Annotated in this window: 20 protein-coding genes; 11 read left to right on the plus strand and 9 right to left on the minus strand. The window is 74.8% G+C overall.

What is annotated here, in order from left to right; genetic code table 11:
• From AB0O09_RS36140 to AB0O09_RS36155, 4 genes are all read right to left on the minus strand, one after another.
• A partial coding sequence (locus AB0O09_RS36140) for an acyl-CoA dehydrogenase family protein (protein ID WP_363521149.1) occupies positions 1-126 on the minus strand: 126 nt, incomplete at its 3' end.
• 172 nt (positions 127-298) lie between these two features.
• Positions 299-1,747, minus strand: a complete 1,449-nt coding sequence (locus AB0O09_RS36145) for a hypothetical protein (protein ID WP_363549451.1) — start codon at positions 1,745-1,747, stop codon at positions 299-301.
• A gap of 377 nt (positions 1,748-2,124) precedes the next feature.
• Positions 2,125-3,624 (minus strand): hypothetical protein, encoded by a 1,500-nt coding sequence (locus AB0O09_RS36150; RefSeq protein ID WP_363549413.1) that lies wholly within the window; start codon positions 3,622-3,624, stop codon positions 2,125-2,127.
• Positions 3,625-3,737: 113 nt separating this feature from the next.
• Positions 3,738-4,055: a hypothetical protein gene (locus tag AB0O09_RS36155; RefSeq protein ID WP_363549416.1), complete on the minus strand. Its 318-nt coding sequence runs from the start codon at positions 4,053-4,055 to the stop codon at positions 3,738-3,740.
• On the opposite strand from AB0O09_RS36155, the gene AB0O09_RS36160 reads away from it, so the two are divergent.
• The 3 genes from AB0O09_RS36160 to AB0O09_RS36170 are packed head-to-tail and all read left to right on the plus strand — an operon-like array spanning position 4,038 to position 7,028.
• Complete coding sequence (locus tag AB0O09_RS36160; protein WP_363549418.1) at positions 4,038-4,283, plus strand: alkyl sulfatase C-terminal domain-containing protein; 246 nt, start codon at positions 4,038-4,040, stop codon at positions 4,281-4,283. The genes AB0O09_RS36155 and AB0O09_RS36160 overlap by 18 nt on opposite strands.
• Positions 4,284-4,336: 53 nt before the next feature.
• Entirely contained in the window at positions 4,337-5,233 is an 897-nt protein-coding gene (locus AB0O09_RS36165) for a hypothetical protein (RefSeq protein WP_363549420.1), read from the plus strand.
• Between the two features lie 16 nt (positions 5,234-5,249).
• Positions 5,250-7,028 carry an MOSC and FAD-binding oxidoreductase domain-containing protein gene (locus tag AB0O09_RS36170; protein ID WP_363549423.1) on the plus strand — a complete coding sequence of 593 codons (1,779 nt, stop codon included), beginning with the start codon at positions 5,250-5,252 and terminating at the stop codon, positions 7,026-7,028.
• A 66-nt stretch (positions 7,029-7,094) separates the two neighbouring features.
• Here the strand turns inward: AB0O09_RS36170 and AB0O09_RS36175 are convergent, their stop codons facing one another.
• Positions 7,095-7,310 carry a hypothetical protein gene (locus AB0O09_RS36175; protein ID WP_363549426.1) on the minus strand — a complete coding sequence of 72 codons (216 nt, stop codon included), beginning with the start codon at positions 7,308-7,310 and terminating at the stop codon, positions 7,095-7,097.
• Between the two features lie 250 nt (positions 7,311-7,560).
• Between AB0O09_RS36175 and AB0O09_RS36180 the strand changes: the two genes are divergently transcribed.
• Both AB0O09_RS36180 and AB0O09_RS36185 read left to right on the plus strand, forming a co-directional pair.
• On the plus strand, positions 7,561-7,890 hold the full coding sequence (locus AB0O09_RS36180; RefSeq protein WP_363549428.1) for a hypothetical protein: 330 nt from the start codon (positions 7,561-7,563) through the stop codon (positions 7,888-7,890).
• A gap of 193 nt (positions 7,891-8,083) precedes the next feature.
• Entirely contained in the window at positions 8,084-8,680 is a 597-nt protein-coding gene (locus AB0O09_RS36185) for a dihydrofolate reductase family protein (RefSeq protein WP_344628093.1), read from the plus strand.
• A 159-nt stretch (positions 8,681-8,839) separates the two neighbouring features.
• Here AB0O09_RS36185 and AB0O09_RS36190 read toward each other — a convergent pair whose 3' ends face one another.
• Positions 8,840-9,238, minus strand: a complete 399-nt coding sequence (locus AB0O09_RS36190) for a VOC family protein (protein ID WP_363549431.1) — start codon at positions 9,236-9,238, stop codon at positions 8,840-8,842.
• A 94-nt stretch (positions 9,239-9,332) separates the two neighbouring features.
• Here AB0O09_RS36190 and AB0O09_RS36195 point away from each other — a divergent pair, with 94 nt between their 5' ends.
• Positions 9,333-10,322 (plus strand): YafY family protein, encoded by a 990-nt coding sequence (locus tag AB0O09_RS36195; RefSeq protein WP_363549434.1) that lies wholly within the window; start codon positions 9,333-9,335, stop codon positions 10,320-10,322.
• Between the two features lie 691 nt (positions 10,323-11,013).
• Positions 11,014-12,978, plus strand: coding sequence for an amino acid transporter (locus tag AB0O09_RS36200; protein WP_363549436.1), 1,965 nt, complete (start codon positions 11,014-11,016; stop codon positions 12,976-12,978).
• 92 nt (positions 12,979-13,070) lie between these two features.
• On the opposite strand, the gene AB0O09_RS36205 is transcribed toward AB0O09_RS36200, so the two are convergent.
• Both AB0O09_RS36205 and AB0O09_RS36210 read right to left on the minus strand, forming a co-directional pair.
• Complete coding sequence (locus tag AB0O09_RS36205) at positions 13,071-13,604, minus strand: flavodoxin domain-containing protein (RefSeq protein ID WP_363549439.1); 534 nt, start codon at positions 13,602-13,604, stop codon at positions 13,071-13,073.
• Between the two features lie 185 nt (positions 13,605-13,789).
• Positions 13,790-14,218: an ester cyclase gene (locus AB0O09_RS36210; RefSeq protein ID WP_363549442.1), complete on the minus strand. Its 429-nt coding sequence runs from the start codon at positions 14,216-14,218 to the stop codon at positions 13,790-13,792.
• 97 nt (positions 14,219-14,315) lie between these two features.
• Between AB0O09_RS36210 and AB0O09_RS36215 the strand changes: the two genes are divergently transcribed.
• Together AB0O09_RS36215 and AB0O09_RS36220 are read left to right on the plus strand one after the other, a co-directional pair.
• A complete protein-coding gene (locus tag AB0O09_RS36215; RefSeq protein ID WP_363549445.1) occupies positions 14,316-14,942 on the plus strand; it encodes a TetR/AcrR family transcriptional regulator C-terminal domain-containing protein in 627 nt (208 codons plus the stop codon).
• A 180-nt stretch (positions 14,943-15,122) separates the two neighbouring features.
• Positions 15,123-15,650, plus strand: a complete 528-nt coding sequence (locus AB0O09_RS36220) for a hypothetical protein (RefSeq protein ID WP_363549448.1) — start codon at positions 15,123-15,125, stop codon at positions 15,648-15,650.
• A 657-nt stretch (positions 15,651-16,307) separates the two neighbouring features.
• On the opposite strand, the gene AB0O09_RS36225 is transcribed toward AB0O09_RS36220, so the two are convergent.
• Complete coding sequence (locus tag AB0O09_RS36225; RefSeq protein ID WP_363549445.1) at positions 16,308-16,934, minus strand: TetR/AcrR family transcriptional regulator C-terminal domain-containing protein; 627 nt, start codon at positions 16,932-16,934, stop codon at positions 16,308-16,310.
• A gap of 97 nt (positions 16,935-17,031) precedes the next feature.
• Here AB0O09_RS36225 and AB0O09_RS36230 point away from each other — a divergent pair, with 97 nt between their 5' ends.
• Positions 17,032-17,460 carry an ester cyclase gene (locus tag AB0O09_RS36230; RefSeq protein WP_363549442.1) on the plus strand — a complete coding sequence of 143 codons (429 nt, stop codon included), beginning with the start codon at positions 17,032-17,034 and terminating at the stop codon, positions 17,458-17,460.
• A 185-nt stretch (positions 17,461-17,645) separates the two neighbouring features.
• Positions 17,646-18,179, plus strand: coding sequence for a flavodoxin domain-containing protein (locus AB0O09_RS36235; protein ID WP_363549439.1), 534 nt, complete (start codon positions 17,646-17,648; stop codon positions 18,177-18,179).
• Positions 18,180-18,212: the final 33 nt, after the last annotated feature.

Raw genomic sequence — 18,212 nt, forward strand, 5'->3', positions numbered from 1 at the left:
GAAACGGCCCTGCTCGTCGACCTCGGCCGCGAACGGGGCGATCTTCGCCTCGGCCAGCGACCGCACCGCGTCACGGAGCATGTCGTGCTCCTCGGTCGTGCGGAACAGATCGAAGGAGTTGCTCATGGTTCGGGTGCTCCAGTCCGTCCCGCAGCCGTTGGCGGAACACGATCCACAGAGGGAGGGAACTCAGTTCCCCTAATAGAACACACTCTGTGCCATCAACGCCAGCCCGGCCCGCCGTGACATGCGGAAGGGGCCGCCCGGAACGTCCGGACGGCCCCTGATCGGCGGGAGGTCAGCCGTTGGCGATGCGGAGGACTCCGGTGACGGTGCCCTGGTAGACGACGCCGCCGGGGGCGATCGAGCCGACCGTCTGGAGGGTGTCGTAGAGGAAGCCGGCGCCGAGGTACCGGGTGCGGACCGTGCTGCCGGTCGCCGGGTCGATCTCGGCGTAGTAGTAGGGGTCGAGCAGCGAGGTGGCGGTGGTGAAGGGGATCACGGGCCGGCGCAGGACGGTGCGGATCAGCCCGTCGGCGGTCGACAGCCGCGGCACCGCGGCGGACCGGGTCCGGTTGTCCCACACCAGGTCGCAGCCGGAGCCGTCCGCCCGGACGTCCACCCGGGAGAGCCCGCCGGTGAAGTCGCCCGAGGCGGGCACCGAGGCACCGGCCCCCTCCGGCAGCTTCGGGTAGGGGTAGCCGTAGGTGGAGGCGACGAAGACGGAGTTCCCGGCGGCGACGGGGGAGTTCTCGCTGCCGCTGCCGCCCGCTCGCAGCACCGGCACGGAGCAGACCGGGGCGCCGGTCGAGGCGCGGTACACCAGCAGGTCCACCGTCGGGGCCGCGTTGTCCACCACGGTGAGGTAGTCGGTGCCGGTCGCCGGTCCGAAGAAGGTCGGGGTGGAGCCGGTGCCCGGGCTGAGCTGGCCGGGCTTGCGGCCGGGCCCGCGGTCGTACGGCTGCCGCCAGGAGATCCGTGGGGTGCCGTCCGCGTGGGCGGTCAGCAGGTAGGTGGCGTGGTCGGTGGCGACGGCGGTGCCGCCCGGCGCGGTGGAGATCGAATTGGCGATCCGCTCGCCGGCCGGCAGGGAGACGCTGCGGACCCGGCCGGTGCGGTCGTCCGCGGTGCCGACGACCCCGCCGGCGGTGGCGAACCAGACCCGGCCCTGCCAGTCGGGGGAGACCCCGGTGACCGAGTCGCCCTCCGGGACGGCGCCGGCCAGGGCGAGTGAGCTCGCGAGGTACAGCTCCGGGCCGCCCGCGGCGGTGCGCCGGTGGCCGATCCGCAGCAGCGAACGCTCGCCGTCCACCAGCACCAGGCGGTCCAGCTGGTCCAGGTAGGCGTACACGCCGCCGAGCAGTGAGCCCTTGGCGACGGTGAGTTCGGCGATCGAGTCGCCGGTGGCGGGGTCGAGCAGGTGGACGGTCGGCACCTGGCCGAGGATCGGCGTGCAGAGGGCGACCGGGTACCCGTCGGAGCCGACGAGCACGGTCGGGCAGGCCGAGGCGAGGGCGACCCGGCGGGAGGTGAGCGGCCCGGCGCCGGGGCCGGGCAGCGGGGTGGCGTCCGATGATCCGGTGTCCCCGTGCATGGTGGCGGTGCCCTCGGGACCCGCGTACGGGTTGTGCGGCGGCAGCGGCCCGAAACCGTCGGCGGCACCGTCGGCGGGGGGTGCGGCCGCGGTCAGGGCGAGCAGGGTGGCCGCGGCGATCACGGCGGCGCGGGCGGGCAGCGCGAGGCGCATGGCTGAGGGCTCCGTCCAGGAGGTGGGCGTGCAGGGCTGCGGCACGCCCGCCCGGACGGCGCGCAGGCCCGGCAGGGCAGCGCGGAGCACGGGGGCGGTGGGCCCGGAGGTCGGGCGGGCGCGCCGGGGAACGTCCGCGGGCGACCCGGAAGCCGTCTCCGGGGCGGGGCTCGCGGTCAGGCGGCGCGGTGACAGGCCGCCGAGCAGGCGTACGCCAGGTCGACGTGCAGTCGACGGCACAGGTACGCGTGGGAGGCCATGGCGGTCATCCTGCCGAGCCGATCACCCGCCGGGCAAGGCACGTCCACCAGGCGGACGCGGCACCGGTGGTGACCGGTGGTCAGAGGTGCCACCGTCCGCTCGTCGGCGGCCTTCCGTCAGGAGGCCGTCGCTTCCGGAACGGCCGCGGCGATGCGGCCGGCGCCGAGGAAGACCAGCCGGTCGAGGCGGGCCCGGTACGGCCAGTCGTCGGCGCGGTAGAAGCAGAGGTCGCCGGGGGCCGGCGCGGTCCGCAGGTCGCCCGCGAAGCTGCCCTCCGGCAGGGCCGCGGCGGCCGCCCGCAGGGCGTCCTCCTCCGCGGACCACTCGCCGACCGGCTCCGGGAGGATCCAGGCCTCGCCGGTGTTGGGGAAGAACCAGGGCGCGGCAGCGGCCGCGGCGCGGGCGAAGTCCCGGGCCCCGGCGGCCCTGCGGGCGATCCGGGCCACCGTCAGCAGCAGGTCCGCGAGCGACTCGCCGAGCAGCGTCAGCTCCGGGTACTCGCGCAGCAGCCCCGCGTCGCCGGTCACCGACACGGCGTAGCCCCACTCCCCGGTGCCGGGATCGATCCGGACCTGGGCGATCGCGTGCTGCCGCCCGTACGCCGCCCGGGCGATCGGCCAGTAGCTGCCGTCGCCGCCGAGCATCCGGTGCACCTCCGGGTCGACCTCGTGCTCGGGGCCGCCGGGCCGCAGCCGCAGGACCGGCAGCCCGGCCACCGCGACGCCGCCGATCGCGCGCAGCACCGTCCGCACCTCCGGCGGCACCGGGACGGGCCAGCCGTCCATCTCGGCGTCGGTGCAGCCCGGTTCGAGCACCACGGACGCCGGGTGTTCGGCGGCGAGGGCCCGCAGCTCGGCGACCGCCCGTCGGCCCGCGTCGGCCGGCACGGCGTGGCGGCGCACCGGTCGGCCGAGGAAGTCGCCGCTGACCACGGAGCGCACCAGCAGCGCCCGGCCGCCGCCCAGCATCTCGAACCGCAGCTCGCTGCTGCCGGTGTCGGCGGTGTTGTGGGCGTAGGTGTAGTACGGCTCGAAGTCGATCCGGCAGGGGAGGGCGGGCAGGTCGCGCAGGTCCGCGACGTCGGCGAGCTGGTCGCCGCGGCCGACCAGGGCGGCGAGAGCGGCGTCCGGACCCTCGGCGGCGGCGACGCTGGGCACCGCGTCGACCGCTGCGCTCGCCCGGCGCAGCAGCCCGTCGGCGTCCGGGTCGGTGAGCCGCACCGCGAGGGCCCGCAGCCAGTCCGCGAAGCGGGCGGCCTCGACCACGGCCTCCGGGTCGTCGAACGGGCGGACCGCCACCACCGGCCCCCAGTCGGGGGCGTCCGGGTCGCCGACCGCGACGTACACCGTGTGCTCGGTGGCGAGGTGGCTGCCGACCTCCCAGCGGCCGCCGGCGAACGAGGACGGCCGCAGCCTGCGCGGCCCGAACTCGTGCTCCTCGTCGTCCGCGCGGACGCCGCCGACCGCGCGGAGCACCGTCCGCACGGCCTCCGGCACGGGGACGGGCCAGCCGTCCATCTCCGCGTCGGTGAAGCCGTCGAGCAGCTCCACGCCGTCCGTCCCGTGCAGCGCCAGCAGCGCGTCGCGCACCCGCGCCGCGTCCCCGTCGGTGCCCATGCCGTTCCTCCCCCTGAGGCCCGATGATCTCCGTGCAGCCTAGTGCCGCCCTGTGACGCCCGGCGCCGCCCGCCGTCCGCCCCGCGGCGGCCCGGTGTCCGCGCTCCGGGCGCTCAGTGCCCGCCCTTCGGTTCGGTGCAGCCGCCCTCCACGTACGGGCCGTGCACCTCGACCTTCGGCGGGGAGGCCAGCCGGCCGCTGATGCACGGCCCGGCCCCGGGGACGAACAGCGAGAACCCGGCGGCGCCGCCCTCCCGCCGGACCTGGACGGCGTCCCGCGGGTAGCCGAGCCGCTCCAGCACCTGACGGACCGCCGCCTCGTCGGGCTGCCGCCCGTTCCCGGTGAGCGCGGCCAGGATCCTGGCCGCGTGGGCGTCGCCCCGGCACTGCTGGGCGGCGTCGACCGTCCGCCCGTGACGGTGCGGCTGCACAACGGCGTCCTCACCCACGTGAACGGGCCCGGCCCGGCGGCCCCGCCCGCCCGGCTCGACCTCACCCTGGACGAGTCGGACCTGCGCGCGGTGCTGCTCGGCACGGAATCCCTGGAGCGGCTCGCCGAGCAGGGCCGCGCCACCCTCGACGGCGACCCGGCGGTGCTCGTCGAACTGCTCGGGTACCTCTCCGCGCCCGACCCCGGATTCGCGATCGTCACCCCCTGACGCCCCGGCGTTGCGCCGCCGGCACGCCCTGCCCTCCGGTCTACGCTCGGCCCGTGGAACAGCCCGAGCAGCCCCAGCAGCCGGAGCCGTCCGCGCGGCCGGAGCGGCCGGGGCCCGCCGCGCCGCGCGCCGAGGGCGCCGGACCGTTCACCACCAGGGTCACCTGGGCGCTCCCCGAAGGCGGCACCGCAGTCTGGGAGTCGCGCCCCGCCCGGCGCCGCGGCCTGCTCGCCGTCCGGGTACCCGGCGGCGGCGCCGTCCGGCACGCCCGGGCGGACGAGGTCTCCGTCGCCCGGCTGCGCAGGCTGAACACCGTCGCCTCCGTCGCCTTCGTGCTCGGCGGGGCGCTCTTCGCGGCCGGTGCCTCCGTCGCCCAGTTCGGCTCCGGCGACGCCACCACCAGCGCCGTCATCTACTTCGTCGGCGGGCTGTGCTTCAACACCGGCGGTTACGTCACCCTGCTCCAGGTGATCAACGCGCCGCGGCACGTCGCCGGAGGCGCAGGCGCCCTGGTCACCCGCCGCTGGCGGTGGTGGCGCTACGAGCCGATGCGGGTCGACTGGCTGAGCGCCTTCGTGTTGTTCGCCGGCACCCTGGTCTTCGCCGTCAACCTGCTGGACTCCTTCCTGCAGGGCCTCAGCGTCCAGCAGGTCAACCGGCTGATCTGGACGCCCGACGTGATCGGCTGCGTGCTGTTCCTGGTCTCCGGGCACCTCGGGTTCGTCGAGGTCTGCCACGGCAGCCCGCGCGTGCTGCCGCGCGACCTCGGCTGGTGGATCGTGGCGGTCAACCAGCTCGGGTCGGTGCTGTTCATGGTCTCCGCGCTCGCCGCCTTCACCAAGCCGTCCACCGGCAGCCTGGTCAACGCCGACATCGCCAACTGGGGCACCATCACCGGCGCGCTCTGCTTCTCCGTCGGCGGCGTCCTGCAACTCTTCGAACGGCCGTGACGAGGGACGGAGCACCGTGGCCCACCTGATCTCCGTCAACGTCGGCCTGCCGAAGGACGTCACCTGGCAGGGCCGCACCGTCCGCACCGGCATCTGGAAACACCCCGTCACCGGCCCCCGCACCGCCCGCCGGCTCAACCTCGACGGCGACGGCCAGGGCGACCTCGGCGGCCACGGCGGCGAGATGCGCGCCGTGATGGTCTACCAGCTCGACTCCTACCGGCACTGGCAGCAGGTCCTGGGCCGCGACGACCTCACCCCCGGCCACTTCGGCGAGAACTTCACCGTGGAGGGCCTCCCCGACGACGAGGTCTGCATCGGCGACCGCTACCGGATCGGCGGCGCCGTCTTCGAGGTCACCCAGCCGCGGGTCACCTGCTACCGGGTCGGCCTGCGCCTGGACGAGCCCCGGATGCCCGCCCTGCTGGTCACCCACCGCCGACCCGGCTTCTACCTCCGCGTCCTCACCGAGGGCGAGGTCGAGGCCGGACAGGAGATCGTCAAGATCGCCGACGGGCCCGAACGGATGACCGTCGCCGAGGCCGACGGCCTGCTCTACCTGCCGGAACGGCCGCGCGAACGGATCGCCGCGGCGCTGCGGATCCCCGCCCTCAGCCCCGGCTGGCAGGGCTCCTTCCGCGCCCTCCTCCGGCAGGCCGACACACCCGACGCATCCGGCGCCGCCGGCAACCCCGGCCTCAACCCCGACGGCACCGACCCGCGGCCCGCCTGGGACGGCTTCCGCCCGCTCACCGTCGCCGCCACCGCCATCGAGAGCCGCAGCACCCTCTCCATCTGGCTCGCCGACCCCGACGGCGCCCCGCTGCCCGCCGCCGCCCCCGGCCAGTACCTCACCGTCCGGCTCGCCCCCGACCCCGGGCAGCCCGCCCTGCTGCGCAGCTACTCGCTCTCCGGCCCGCCCGGCGCCCAGCGGTACCGGATCAGCGTCAAACGGGAGACCCACGGGACGGCCAGCGCCTGGCTCCACCGCAGCCTGCGGACCGGCGACACCCTGCAGACCGCCGCACCCCGCGGCGCCTTCATCCTCGCCCCCGGCCGCACCCCGGTCGTGCTCGCCTCCGCAGGCGTCGGCGTGACCCCCGTCCTCGCCATGCTGCACGCCCTCGCCGCCACTGCGCCGACCCGGCCGGTGTGGTGGCTGCACGGCGCCCGCGACGGCACCGAGCACCCGTTCGCCGCCGAGGCCCGCCACCTGCTGGCCCGGCTGCCCCGCTCGCACACCCGGATCTGCTACAGCCGCCCCCGCCCCCAGGACCGGCAGGGCACCCACTACACCGACCACGGCCGGCTCGGCCCGGAACTCGTCGCCGGCCTCGGCCTGCCCGCCGACGCCGACGCCTACCTCTGCGGCCCGGCCGCGTTCATGGCCGACCTGACCACCGCGCTCACCACGGCGGGCCTCGCCCCCGACCGGATCCGCACCGAACCGTTCGGAACCGCCGCCGGCCTCACCCCCGGCATCGCCGCGCCCCCCGGCGGGACCCCGGCCCCGCACCCGCCCGCCGGCATCCCCGGCGACGGCCCCGCCGTGGCGTTCACCCGCAGCGGCCTCACCGTCCCGTGGAAGAGCGAGTACGGCACCCTGCTGGAACTCGCCGAGGCCTGCGACATCGCCGTCCGCTGGTCCTGCCGCACCGGCGTCTGCCGCACCTGCGAGACCCGCCTGCTCGACGGCGCGGTCGTCCACCGGCCCGAGCCGGTCGAGGCCCCCGCCCCCGGCAACGCGCTGATCTGCTGCGCCCGCCCCGACCGGGACGTCGTCCTCGACCTGTGAGCCCGGCCGGCCCGGACAGCCCGGCGGTTCCCCGCCCGGCCGCCCCCTTCCGGCAGCCCCGGCCCGTCAGTGGCCGAGCAGCCCGGCGAAGTCGTGGCCGAGCAGCGCCAGCTTGGTGAGGTCACCGACGTCGGTGATGCCCGCCACCGGCACCGCGTACAGGTGCTCCTGCTTCGAGGGCTCCGGGTAGGCGGTGTTCCCGGCCGCCCCCGCCGGCACGGCGGTCAGCGCGCTCGCGCCCAGCAGGGCGCCGACGACGACGGTCCGGACGTACTTTCGCATGGGTCTCTCCTTGAACGGTGGTGTGCCCGAACGGTGCTCCGCGCGGCCAACGGTGCGACGGCCGAACGGTCACGGCCACTGCTCCCTCCGGGGGAGCGGGATCCGCCGTCCGGAGCATCGCCCGCCGACGTCCGGAGCGGGGCCCGCCGCCTGCCCGCCCGGGGCCGCCCGTCCTGCCGATCCCGCCGCCCCGGTGTCAGGATGGAGTGACCGGGCACGACACCGCCCGCAGCAGCGTCGGGAGGCGGACATGGGCCGCGAGTACCACTTCCACTGCGAGTACGCCGGCTGTTCGGTGACCGCGGGCGTCCGCCTGGGCGGGGTCCGGGAGCTGGAGGTGCTGGTGGACGGGCGCGAGGTCGCGTTCGAGCGGGTGCACGGACACCATCCCGAGGAGCGCACGCTGATCGCCGTCCTGCCGACCAGCCCGCCCCGGCACGTCGAGGTCCGGATCGCCCTGCCCGGCGTGTTCACCGGCATCCCGAGCTGCGCGCTGGTCGCGGGCGAGGTCCGGGTCCCGATGGCCGAGCGGGAGGTGCCCCGGCGGTCCCGGCCGACCGAGGCGTCCTGGTACGGCTGACGCACCCGGCCGCCGTCCGCCCAGCCGCCGTCCGCCCAGCCGTCGCACGCCCGGCCGGAGGGCCAACCGCCGGGGCAGCACCACGACCTGACGGGCGGCCACGTCCGCCGTATTGTCGGTGCCGGGTGCCATGATGCCGGAGCGGTCGGGGGCTCCCCGGCCGAGTCCCGACCCACCCGGAGGATCGAGCACCGTGCGCATCGTGGTCAGCGAGTTCATCAGCCTGGACGGCGTCGTGCAGGCGCCCGGCGGCCCCCAGGAGGACACCGACGGCGGCTTCGCCCACGGCGGCTGGTCGCACCCCTTCTTCGACCCGGAGGTGGTGGGCGGCGCCTTCGACGCGGCGCTGCGCACCGCGGACGCGCTGCTCTTCGGCCGCCGCACCTGGCAGACCATGGCCGCCGCCTGGCCCGACCGCGCGGGCGACCCGTTCGCCGACCGGATGAACGCCATCCCCAAGTACGTGGTCAGCGGCACCCTCGGCGACTCCGACCTGACGTGGGCGAACACCACGCTGCTCCCCGCCGCCGAGGCCGTCTCCCGGATCGCCGGCCTGCACAAGGCCGAGGGCGGCGACCTGCTGGTCATGGGCAGCCCGACCCTCGCCCGCACGCTGATCGCGGAGGGCCTGGTCGACGAGCTCAAGCTCATGGTCATGCCGGTGCTCCTCGGCGGCGGCAAGTCGATCTTCCCGGCCGACGGCGCCAAGCGCACCCTCGAACTGGTCTCCACCGTCACCAGCGGCACCGGCGTCAACGTCTGCACCTACCGGGCGGTCGACGGTCGGTGACCAGGTCGTCCTGATCACCCGTGAACGTCGTCGCACGGACCCGCATCGGCCGGCCCCGCCTGCCCGAGGCCGGCCGGAGGGTCCACTCGCTTGCCGCGGAGGCAGCAGGCCGGATCACCGCCCAGCGCGGCCGTCAGGCGTGGGCGGCGGTGTGTGGGGTCAGCGTGCGAACTTCGCGACGGCCGCCGGGGTGACGGGGGTGAAGAAGTTGACGAGGTTGCCGTCGGGGTCGCGGAACAGCAGGGACCGGTTGCCCCACGGCATCGTGGTGGGCTCGGCGACGAAGTCGGTGACGAAGTCGCTCAGGTCCCGGTGGACGCGGTCCACGTCGTCGACGAGGAACTCGGTGATCACGCTGTGGTTGTCCGCAGGGCGGGCGGAGCCCGGGGCGAACAGCGGGACGGTGCGGGTGCCGGCGATCGCGAGGGTGGCGCCCGCGGTCCTGAGTTCGGCGAAGTCCTCGGTGGCCCACGTCGCCCGTGTCCCGGTGGCCCGCTCGTAGAAGTCGACGAGGCGTGCCACGTCACCGGTGATGATGCGGATCGAGACGAAGTCCATGGGAATCTCCTTGGTCGTGCCTGACACGTGCAGGTCGCAGGCTAGGAGAAATAGTGGACAGAATCGGTCCTGTATTCGCATTAGGCTGCCGAACATGCCTCGACCCACCGGCCGCGTACTGACACTCCTGGAGCTGCTGCAGTCGGGCGGCACCCGGACGGTGGCCGAACTCGCCGATCGGCTCGGCGTCGAAGGGCGCACCGTTCGCCGGTACGTGGACCAGCTGATCGACCTCGACGTGCCGGTGGAATCGGTGCGCGGCCGGTACGGCGGCTACCGGCTCGGCCCCGGGTACCGCCTGCCCCCGCTCATGCTCAGCGACGACGAGGCGCTGGCCGTGCTGCTCGGCCTGGTCGCCGACCGCCGAGCAGGATTGACGACGACGCAGCAGACGGCGAGCGAGACGGCATCGGCCAAGATCCGGCGGGTGCTGCCCAAGCACGTCGCCCGCCGGCTCGACACACTGCTGGAATCCCTCGCCTTCACCGATCGGCCCGCCGAGTTCGACACTCCGGACTCCGGGGTGCTGCTCACGATCGCCGATGCGGTGCGCCACCACCGACCGGTCTCGATCCGCTACACCGACCGTGACGGACGGCGTAGCGAGCGCACGCTGCACGCGTACGGAATCGTCGCCCACGGGGGCCGGTGGTACGTCACGGGCGAGGACGCCCGGATCGGCGAGGAGCGGACCTTCCGGCTCGATCGCATCGCGGACGCGCGGACCCTGCCCGGCTCGTTCGAAGCGCCCGTGGGCCCCGGTCCGGCACAGCGCGTGCTGTCGGGGTTCGCCGCGGCCGAGTACCGGTATCAGGTGACCGTGCGGATCCACGGGACGGTCGAGCAGATCCGCGCCCGACTTCCGGCCGGTCTCGCGAGCCTGGAGGAGCACGAGTCCGCGGCCGGCGAGGACCGGGCGACCGAGCGCTGGCTGCGCGTCGAGATGAGGGTGGAGCGGCTCGACTGGTTGCCGCCGGTACTCGCCTCACTCGACCGGCCGTTCGTCATCGAGCGCCCCGACGAACTCCGCGACCTCGTCGCCGCACTCGCCGACCGCCTCACGTCGTACGCCCGCCGAGCCTGACCGTGGGGAACCGGTGCCACGGGACGGCACGGTCGGCCCTGCGGAGGGGGAGGCGGACCCGGAGGAGCCGGGGCAGGAGCCGCCGGAGATCGGCTACCCGGCGTGACGGGCGCCTCCGCGGGGCGAGGAGGCGGGGATGCGGGCGCGACGCGCCGGTCCGGCGGAGCAGGCTGTGGCAGCGGCGTTTGCCGGGCGCGAGGGCCCGCCGATCGTCCGGTTCGTCCCCGACGACGGTGATCGGGTGCGAGGACGCCGGGGTGTCGTCCTGGAGGGTGGGAGGGCGCCCGCAGGGGCGTTAAAGATCCGTCAAGATTCGACCGCCCGCCGCTGCGGGCCCCGGGACGGCCGTCCGTGCCGTCCCGGCGTCGGCGAGTGCCCCGGCGTGGTCGGACAAGCCGGCCGACGGTGTCCGCCCGGGCGTCCGGGTGGGCCGTCCGGTGCCGTCCGGACCTGCGGTGACGTGCGGTTTCGTCTTCCGGGCGGACGGTGGAAGGCGCTTCGGCCGCCCTCCGGCAGACGCCGGCCGTCCGACCGTCGAGTGTCCTCGAACCGTTGGCCGACACAACCGGTAGTGCCAGGAGGGGGCGCCGATGTGTACGTGATGGCGAAAGAGGCCCATGAATCGGCTGTCTACTCTGGCGAGGCCGCCCACCGGGCGGCTTGATCGTTTGCGCCCTCGACGGAGTCTGCCGTGTCCACAACTTCCCCGCCGGTCCCCCCTCCACCCGCGGCACCGAGCCGGCTGCGGGCGTGGCTGCTGGAGGGGCTGTCGGACCGGGCGAAGCAGCACCCCGGCCCGCACGCCGAGGCGCCCGAGGAGCACGGCCAGCGCTGGTGGCGCGTCATGTGCCTGACCGGTCTGGACTACTTCTCGACCCTCGGCTACCAGCCCGGCATCGCCGCCCTGGCGGCCGGCCTGCTCTCGCCGGTGGCGACCATCGTGCTGGTCGTGGTGACCCTGTGCGGGGCGCTGCCGGTCTACCGCCGGGTGGCGAAGGAGAGCCCGCACGGCGAGGGCTCGATCGCCATGCTGGAGCGGCTGCTGAGCTTCTGGCAGGGCAAGCTCTTCGTCCTCGTCCTGCTGGGCTTCGCCGCCACGGACTTCCTCATCACCATCACCCTCTCCGCCGCCGACGCCACGGCGCACCTGGTGGAGAACCCGCACCTGACGAGCGCGCTGCACGGCCGCCAGGTGCTGATCACGCTCTTCCTGATCGCGCTGCTCGGTGCCGTCTTCCTCAAGGGCTTCAGCGAGGCGATCGGCCTGGCCGTGGGCCTGGTCGGCATCTACCTGGCGCTGAACGTCGTCGTGGTGGTGACCGGCCTGTGGCACGTGGCCACCGCCCCGCACGTGGTCGCCGACTGGTCGCACGCGCTGACGGCCGAGCACGGCAACGTGGTCGCGATGGTCGGCGTCTCGCTGATCGTCTTCCCCAAGCTCGCCCTGGGCCTGTCCGGCTTCGAGACCGGTGTCGCCGTGATGCCGCACATCAAGGGCGACCCCGGCGACACGGAGGCGCGGCCGACCGGGCGCACCCGTGGCACCCACAAGCTGCTCACCACCGCCGCCGTGATCATGAGCGTCTTCCTGATCACCACCAGCTTCATCACCACCCTGCTGATCCCGGCGGACCAGTTCCGCCCCGGCGGCGAGGCCAACGGCCGTGCCCTGGCCTACCTCGCCCACGAGTACCTGGGCAGCGCGTTCGGCACCGTCTACGACGTCTCCACCATCGCCATCCTCTGGTTCGCCGGGGCCTCCGCGATGGCGGGCCTGCTCAACCTGCTGCCCCGCTACCTGCCGCGCTACGGCATGGCGCCGCACTGGGCGCGGGCCGTCCGCCCGACCGTGCTGGTGCTGACCGCGGTTGCCTTCCTGGTCACCTGGATCTTCGACGCGGACGTGGACGCGCAGGGCGGCGCGTACGCGACCGGCGTCCTCGTACTGATCAGCTCGGCGGCGATCGCGGTGACCATCGCCGCCCGCCGGGCCCGCCAGCGGGGCTGGACGATCGGCTTCGCGGTGATCGCCGCGGTCTTCCTCTACACCACGGCCCTCAACATCGCCGAGCGCCCGGACGGTGTGAAGATCGGTGCCTGCTTCATCGCCGGCATCATCCTCATCTCGCTGGCCTCCCGGCTCGCCCGCGCCTTCGAACTGCGGGTCACCGACGTCGTGCTGGATCCGATCGCGGAGCGGTTCGTCCGCGACTGCGCGCACCGGGACATCCGGCTGATCGCCAACGAGCCGAGCAACCGGGACCTCGCCGAGTACCGCGACAAGACCTCCCAGATCCGGGCCGACAACGGCATCGCCCCCGAGGACGACCTGCTGTTCGTCGAGGTCACCGTCCGGGACCCGTCCGACTTCGAGGCCGAACTGCGGGTGCGCGGCGAGGTGCTGCACGACCGGTACCGCATCCTCACCCTGGAGCACTCCTCCATCCCGAACGCCCTGGCGGCGCTGCTGCTGCACGTCCGGGACACCACCGGGCAGCAGCCGCACATCTACTTCGAGTGGACGGAGGGCAATCCGTTCGCCCAGTTCCTGCGGTTCTTCCTGTTCGGCCAGGGCGAGGTCGCCCCGGTCACCCGCGAGGTGCTCCGCGAGGCGGAGGCCGACCGCTCACGGCGCCCGCGCGTGCACGTCGGCTGAGCACCGCGGCGTCCGGAGCCGCGCAGACCCGCACCTCGACCGGCGGTCCCGTTCCCGGGGCCGCCGGTCGGTGCGTTCCGGACCTCGGGGCGTCAGATCAGCGTCGCGCCCCAGGCCTTGGCCCGCTCGAGTTCGCCGGTGCGCATCGGCCCTTCGGAGTCCTCGACGACGAAGCCCTCGGGCCGGGCGACGAGGTCGTAGTGGTGGTGCGACAGCCGGCGGGCGATGCCGTGCGCGGCCCCGCCGCTCGCCTTGATGTCGGCGCGGGTGTCGAAGGCGGCGGCGCGCACGCCCGGTCCGCCCTCGGGCAGCGAGTGGAACCAGCCGCGCAGGCCGGGGCCGTTCCCCCCGGCCGCGGCGGTCCGCTCCGCGGCGCCGTCCGGGTCCTTCTTCTTCTCCGCGGCGACCGCCATCCGGCGGCTCAGCGCGGAGGTCATGCCGTGCATGTGGGTGGGGCCGCCGACCACGAGCAGGTCGGCCGACCGGGTGACCTCCGGTCCGGCCTCGGCAGCCGGCAGGCACCGCACGACCGCCTCCGGCTGTGCCGTGTGGACGCCGTCCGCCACGGCCTCGGCCACCTCGCGCGTGTTGCCGTAGACGCTCTCGTACACGATGACCGCACGCATGGCTCTCACCCTCTTCTCCCCGATCGGCTCCTGCCGCGCGGTCCTCCTCCTGCGCGGCCCGCCCGTTCGGCGGCCCCCGTCACTTCCATGCCAGCACCCCCGGGGGCGCTGGGCACAGGGCCGGCAGGGGCCGACCGCCGGGCCGGACGGCCCCGGGGCGTCGGGACTTCGGGCCCGTGCGGGGGTCAGTCCGCCGTCGGCCAGTCCCAGCCGAGCTGGAGGAAGAGGCCGAGCCGGTCGGAGACGCCGCGGATCTCGGTGATCCGGCCGTCCACGACGGTGAAGACGAAGATCGCCTCGTTCTCGAAGGCCCGGCCGGTGGGGACGGGCATCCGGGGGTGGGTGCCGGAGCTGACGCCGGACTGGGTGATCCGGGCGACCACCCGGTCGCCCTCGGCGATCAGTTCGTCGATGCGGGCGCGGTAGGGCTTCAGGGCGGTCAGCTGCATCCCGATGGCGGCGAAGGCCGCACCGGGCTCGTCCGGCTCACCGTGAATGATCTTGTTGTGGTCGACCACGTCGGCGGCCAGGTAGTCGCCGAGGTCGGCCGTCCGGGCCTCGTTGAGGGCGGTGACGAAGTCGGTCACGAGCTGCTTGTTCCGGTCCACGGACATGGCCCGAATCCCCCTTACGGTGTAAGACTGCGATGTGCGCTACTCTCGCCTTACGCCGTAAGAAAGTCAAGCGACCCGCTCGCGAACGGAGACAGCCGTGGACGCCGCCACCCCCCGCAGGGCCGGGCTCACCCGCGAGAAGGTGCTGAACGCGGCACTGGACCTCGCCGACCGCGACGGCGTCGAGAAGCTCTCCATGCGCAGGCTGGGCGCCGAACTCGGCGTCGAGGCGATGACGCTCTACCACTACGTGCCCAACAAGGCCGCCCTGCTGGACGGGCTGGTCGAACGGGTCGTCACCGCCGTCCGCCCCGAGCTGGACGGGCCCGCCGACGCCTGGCCCGAGCGCCTGCGGGACTTCGCCGCCGCGTTCCGTGCCGAACTGCTCCGCCACCCCGGGGTGATCGTGCTGGTCGCCACCCGCCCCGCGCGCTCCGCGGAGGCCCTGCGGATCGTCGAGGACACCGCGGCCTTCCTCGGCCGGGCCGGCATCGCCCCCGTCGACGCCCTGCGGATCGTCAACTCCGTCGCCACCCTGGTGATCGGCCAGTGCCTCGCCGAGGCCGCCACCACCCCGGGCCACCCGGACGAGCCGACCGACGCCGACCTCACCGCCCTTCCCGTCCTCGCCGCCGCGGTGGCCGGCGGCCTCGGCACCCCGGAGGACCACCGCGCCCGCTTCGACCTCGCCCTGGACGCCCTGCTCGCCGGCCTCCGCCGCTGACCCCTCCCGGCCGGGCCCGGCCGGGCCCGGCGGGCGCCGCGCCGTGCGGCAGCCGGGCGGTCTGCGCCGCTCCCCGGTGGGGGAACCGCGGCCCCCGCCGGTCCGGTCCGACACTGGGCAGGTCCGCACACCGACAGCCCGACCGGGAGACCGGCGGGCACGTCCCAGGGAGCAGGTGCCATGAGCCGGGAGGACGGGGCGGCCGCCGGCGGGGACACACCCTCCGAGCACGTGGACGCGCGCACCGAGCAGCTCAAGGAGCGCATCTACGCCACCATCACCATGGTCGCCGTGGTGGTCGGCCTCTCCGCCGTCGACGACCTCACGACCTGGAAGGCGGCCCTCGCCGTCTGCGCGACGGCCGTCGGGCTCTGGCTCGCCACCCTCGTCGCCGACGAACAGGCCCACCGGATCGTCCACCGCCGCCTCGCCTCCGGACGCGACCTGCGGAGGATGCTCTTCGTCAGCAGCCCGCTGCTGCTCTCCGCCGTCGGCCCGCTGCTGCTGATCGGCGCCTCGGCGATCGGCCTGATGGGCCTGCACACGGCCCTGCTCGCCTCCGTCGCGGTCAGCGTGGCGTCGCTGTTCGCGTGGGGCTGCGTCGGCGGTCTGCGGATGGGCAGCAGCCTCCTCGCGGCCGTCGTCGCCGGCGCGATCGACGCCGTCATCGGCCTCGCCGTGGTCCTCGTCAAACTCGCCGGCCACTGAAGCCGCGCCGGCGACGACGGCCGCGAGGAGGCTGCTGCCCATCCGCAGACCGCCGACGCAGCCCCACGCGAACAGCGACGCCACGCTGACCGCGACGGAGGCGAGCAGGGCCGTGTGCAGGCCCATCAGGCCGATCGCCGAGGCGCCGATCAGCAGCAGCGGGCCGACGGCGGAGAGCAGCAGCGGGCTGCTGACGAAGAGCATCCTCCGCAGGTCGCGTCCGGAGGCGAGGCGGCGGTGGACGATCCGGGGGGCCTGTTCGTCGGCGACGAGGGTGGCGAGCCAGAGCCCGACGGCCGTCGCGCAGACGGCGAGGGCCGCCTTCCAGGTCGTCAGGTCGTCGACGGCGGAGAGGCCGACCACCACGGCGACCATGGTGATGGTGGCGTAGATGCGCTCCTTGAGCTGCTCGGTGCGCGCGTCCACGTCCTCGGAGGGTGTGTCCCCGCCGGCGGCCGCCCCGTCCTCCCGGCTCCTGGCACCTGCTCCCTGGGACGTGCCCGCCGGTCTCCCGGTCGGGCTGTCGGTGTGCGGACCTGCCCAGTGTCGGACCGGACCGGCGGGGGCCGCGGTTCCCCCACCGGGGAGCGGCGCAGACCGCCCGGCTGCCGCACGGCGCGGCGCCCGCCGGGCCCGGCCGGGCCCGGCCGGGAGGGGTCAGCGGCGGAGGCCGGCGAGCAGGGCGTCCAGGGCGAGGTCGAAGCGGGCGCGGTGGTCCTCCGGGGTGCCGAGGCCGCCGGCCACCGCGGCGGCGAGGACGGGAAGGGCGGTGAGGTCGGCGTCGGTCGGCTCGTCCGGGTGGCCCGGGGTGGTGGCGGCCTCGGCGAGGCACTGGCCGATCACCAGGGTGGCGACGGAGTTGACGATCCGCAGGGCGTCGACGGGGGCGATGCCGGCCCGGCCGAGGAAGGCCGCGGTGTCCTCGACGATCCGCAGGGCCTCCGCGGAGCGCGCGGGGCGGGTGGCGACCAGCACGATCACCCCGGGGTGGCGGAGCAGTTCGGCACGGAACGCGGCGGCGAAGTCCCGCAGGCGCTCGGGCCAGGCGTCGGCGGGCCCGTCCAGCTCGGGGCGGACGGCGGTGACGACCCGTTCGACCAGCCCGTCCAGCAGGGCGGCCTTGTTGGGCACGTAGTGGTAGAGCGTCATCGCCTCGACGCCGAGTTCGGCGCCCAGCCTGCGCATGGAGAGCTTCTCGACGCCGTCGCGGTCGGCGAGGTCCAGTGCCGCGTTCAGCACCTTCTCGCGGGTGAGCCCGGCCCTGCGGGGGGTGGCGGCGTCCACGGCTGTCTCCGTTCGCGAGCGGGTCGCTTGACTTTCTTACGGCGTAAGGCGAGAGTAGCGCACATCGCAGTCTTACACCGTAAGGGGGATTCGGGCCATGTCCGTGGACCGGAACAAGCAGCTCGTGACCGACTTCGTCACCGCCCTCAACGAGGCCCGGACGGCCGACCTCGGCGACTACCTGGCCGCCGACGTGGTCGACCACAACAAGATCATTCACGGTGAGCCGGACGAGCCCGGTGCGGCCTTCGCCGCCATCGGGATGCAGCTGACCGCCCTGAAGCCCTACCGCGCCCGCATCGACGAACTGATCGCCGAGGGCGACCGGGTGGTCGCCCGGATCACCCAGTCCGGCGTCAGCTCCGGCACCCACCCCCGGATGCCCGTCCCCACCGGCCGGGCCTTCGAGAACGAGGCGATCTTCGTCTTCACCGTCGTGGACGGCCGGATCACCGAGATCCGCGGCGTCTCCGACCGGCTCGGCCTCTTCCTCCAGCTCGGCTGGGACTGGCCGACGGCGGACTGACCCCCGCACGGGCCCGAAGTCCCGACGCCCCGGGGCCGTCCGGCCCGGCGGTCGGCCCCTGCCGGCCCTGTGCCCAGCGCCCCCGGGGGTGCTGGCATGGAAGTGACGGGGGCCGCCGAACGGGCGGGCCGCGCAGGAGGAGGACCGCGCGGCAGGAGCCGATCGGGGAGAAGAGGGTGAGAGCCATGCGTGCGGTCATCGTGTACGAGAGCGTCTACGGCAACACGCGCGAGGTGGCCGAGGCCGTGGCGGACGGCGTCCACACGGCACAGCCGGAGGCGGTCGTGCGGTGCCTGCCGGCTGCCGAGGCCGGACCGGAGGTCACCCGGTCGGCCGACCTGCTCGTGGTCGGCGGCCCCACCCACATGCACGGCATGACCTCCGCGCTGAGCCGCCGGATGGCGGTCGCCGCGGAGAAGAAGAAGGACCCGGACGGCGCCGCGGAGCGGACCGCCGCGGCCGGGGGGAACGGCCCCGGCCTGCGCGGCTGGTTCCACTCGCTGCCCGAGGGCGGACCGGGCGTGCGCGCCGCCGCCTTCGACACCCGCGCCGACATCAAGGCGAGCGGCGGGGCCGCGCACGGCATCGCCCGCCGGCTGTCGCACCACCACTACGACCTCGTCGCCCGGCCCGAGGGCTTCGTCGTCGAGGACTCCGAAGGGCCGATGCGCACCGGCGAACTCGAGCGGGCCAAGGCCTGGGGCGCGACGCTGATCTGACGCCCCGAGGTCCGGAACGCACCGACCGGCGGC

It is taken from the genome of Kitasatospora sp. NPDC093679, from assembly GCF_040683455.1.
GTDB lineage: Bacteria > Actinomycetota > Actinomycetes > Streptomycetales > Streptomycetaceae > Kitasatospora > Kitasatospora arboriphila.

Excerpts from the sequence above, each read along its gene's own strand:
- AB0O09_RS36220 (WP_363549448.1), top strand. The coding sequence starts at position 15,123 with ATGAGCCGGGAGGACGGGGCGGCCGCCGGCGGGGACACACCCTCCGAG.
- AB0O09_RS36180 (WP_363549428.1), top strand. The coding sequence starts at position 7,561 with ATGGGCCGCGAGTACCACTTCCACTGCGAGTACGCCGGCTGTTCGGTG.
- AB0O09_RS36190 (WP_363549431.1), bottom strand. The coding sequence starts at position 9,238 with ATGGACTTCGTCTCGATCCGCATCATCACCGGTGACGTGGCACGCCTC.
- AB0O09_RS36210 (WP_363549442.1), bottom strand. The coding sequence starts at position 14,218 with ATGTCCGTGGACCGGAACAAGCAGCTCGTGACCGACTTCGTCACCGCC.
- AB0O09_RS36230 (WP_363549442.1), top strand. The coding sequence starts at position 17,032 with ATGTCCGTGGACCGGAACAAGCAGCTCGTGACCGACTTCGTCACCGCC.
- AB0O09_RS36150 (WP_363549413.1), bottom strand. The coding sequence starts at position 3,624 with ATGGGCACCGACGGGGACGCGGCGCGGGTGCGCGACGCGCTGCTGGCG.
- AB0O09_RS36195 (WP_363549434.1), top strand. The coding sequence starts at position 9,333 with ATGCCTCGACCCACCGGCCGCGTACTGACACTCCTGGAGCTGCTGCAG.
- AB0O09_RS36175 (WP_363549426.1), bottom strand. The coding sequence starts at position 7,310 with ATGCGAAAGTACGTCCGGACCGTCGTCGTCGGCGCCCTGCTGGGCGCG.
- AB0O09_RS36205 (WP_363549439.1), bottom strand. The coding sequence starts at position 13,604 with ATGCGTGCGGTCATCGTGTACGAGAGCGTCTACGGCAACACGCGCGAG.
- AB0O09_RS36235 (WP_363549439.1), top strand. The coding sequence starts at position 17,646 with ATGCGTGCGGTCATCGTGTACGAGAGCGTCTACGGCAACACGCGCGAG.
- AB0O09_RS36145 (WP_363549451.1), bottom strand. The coding sequence starts at position 1,747 with ATGCGCCTCGCGCTGCCCGCCCGCGCCGCCGTGATCGCCGCGGCCACC.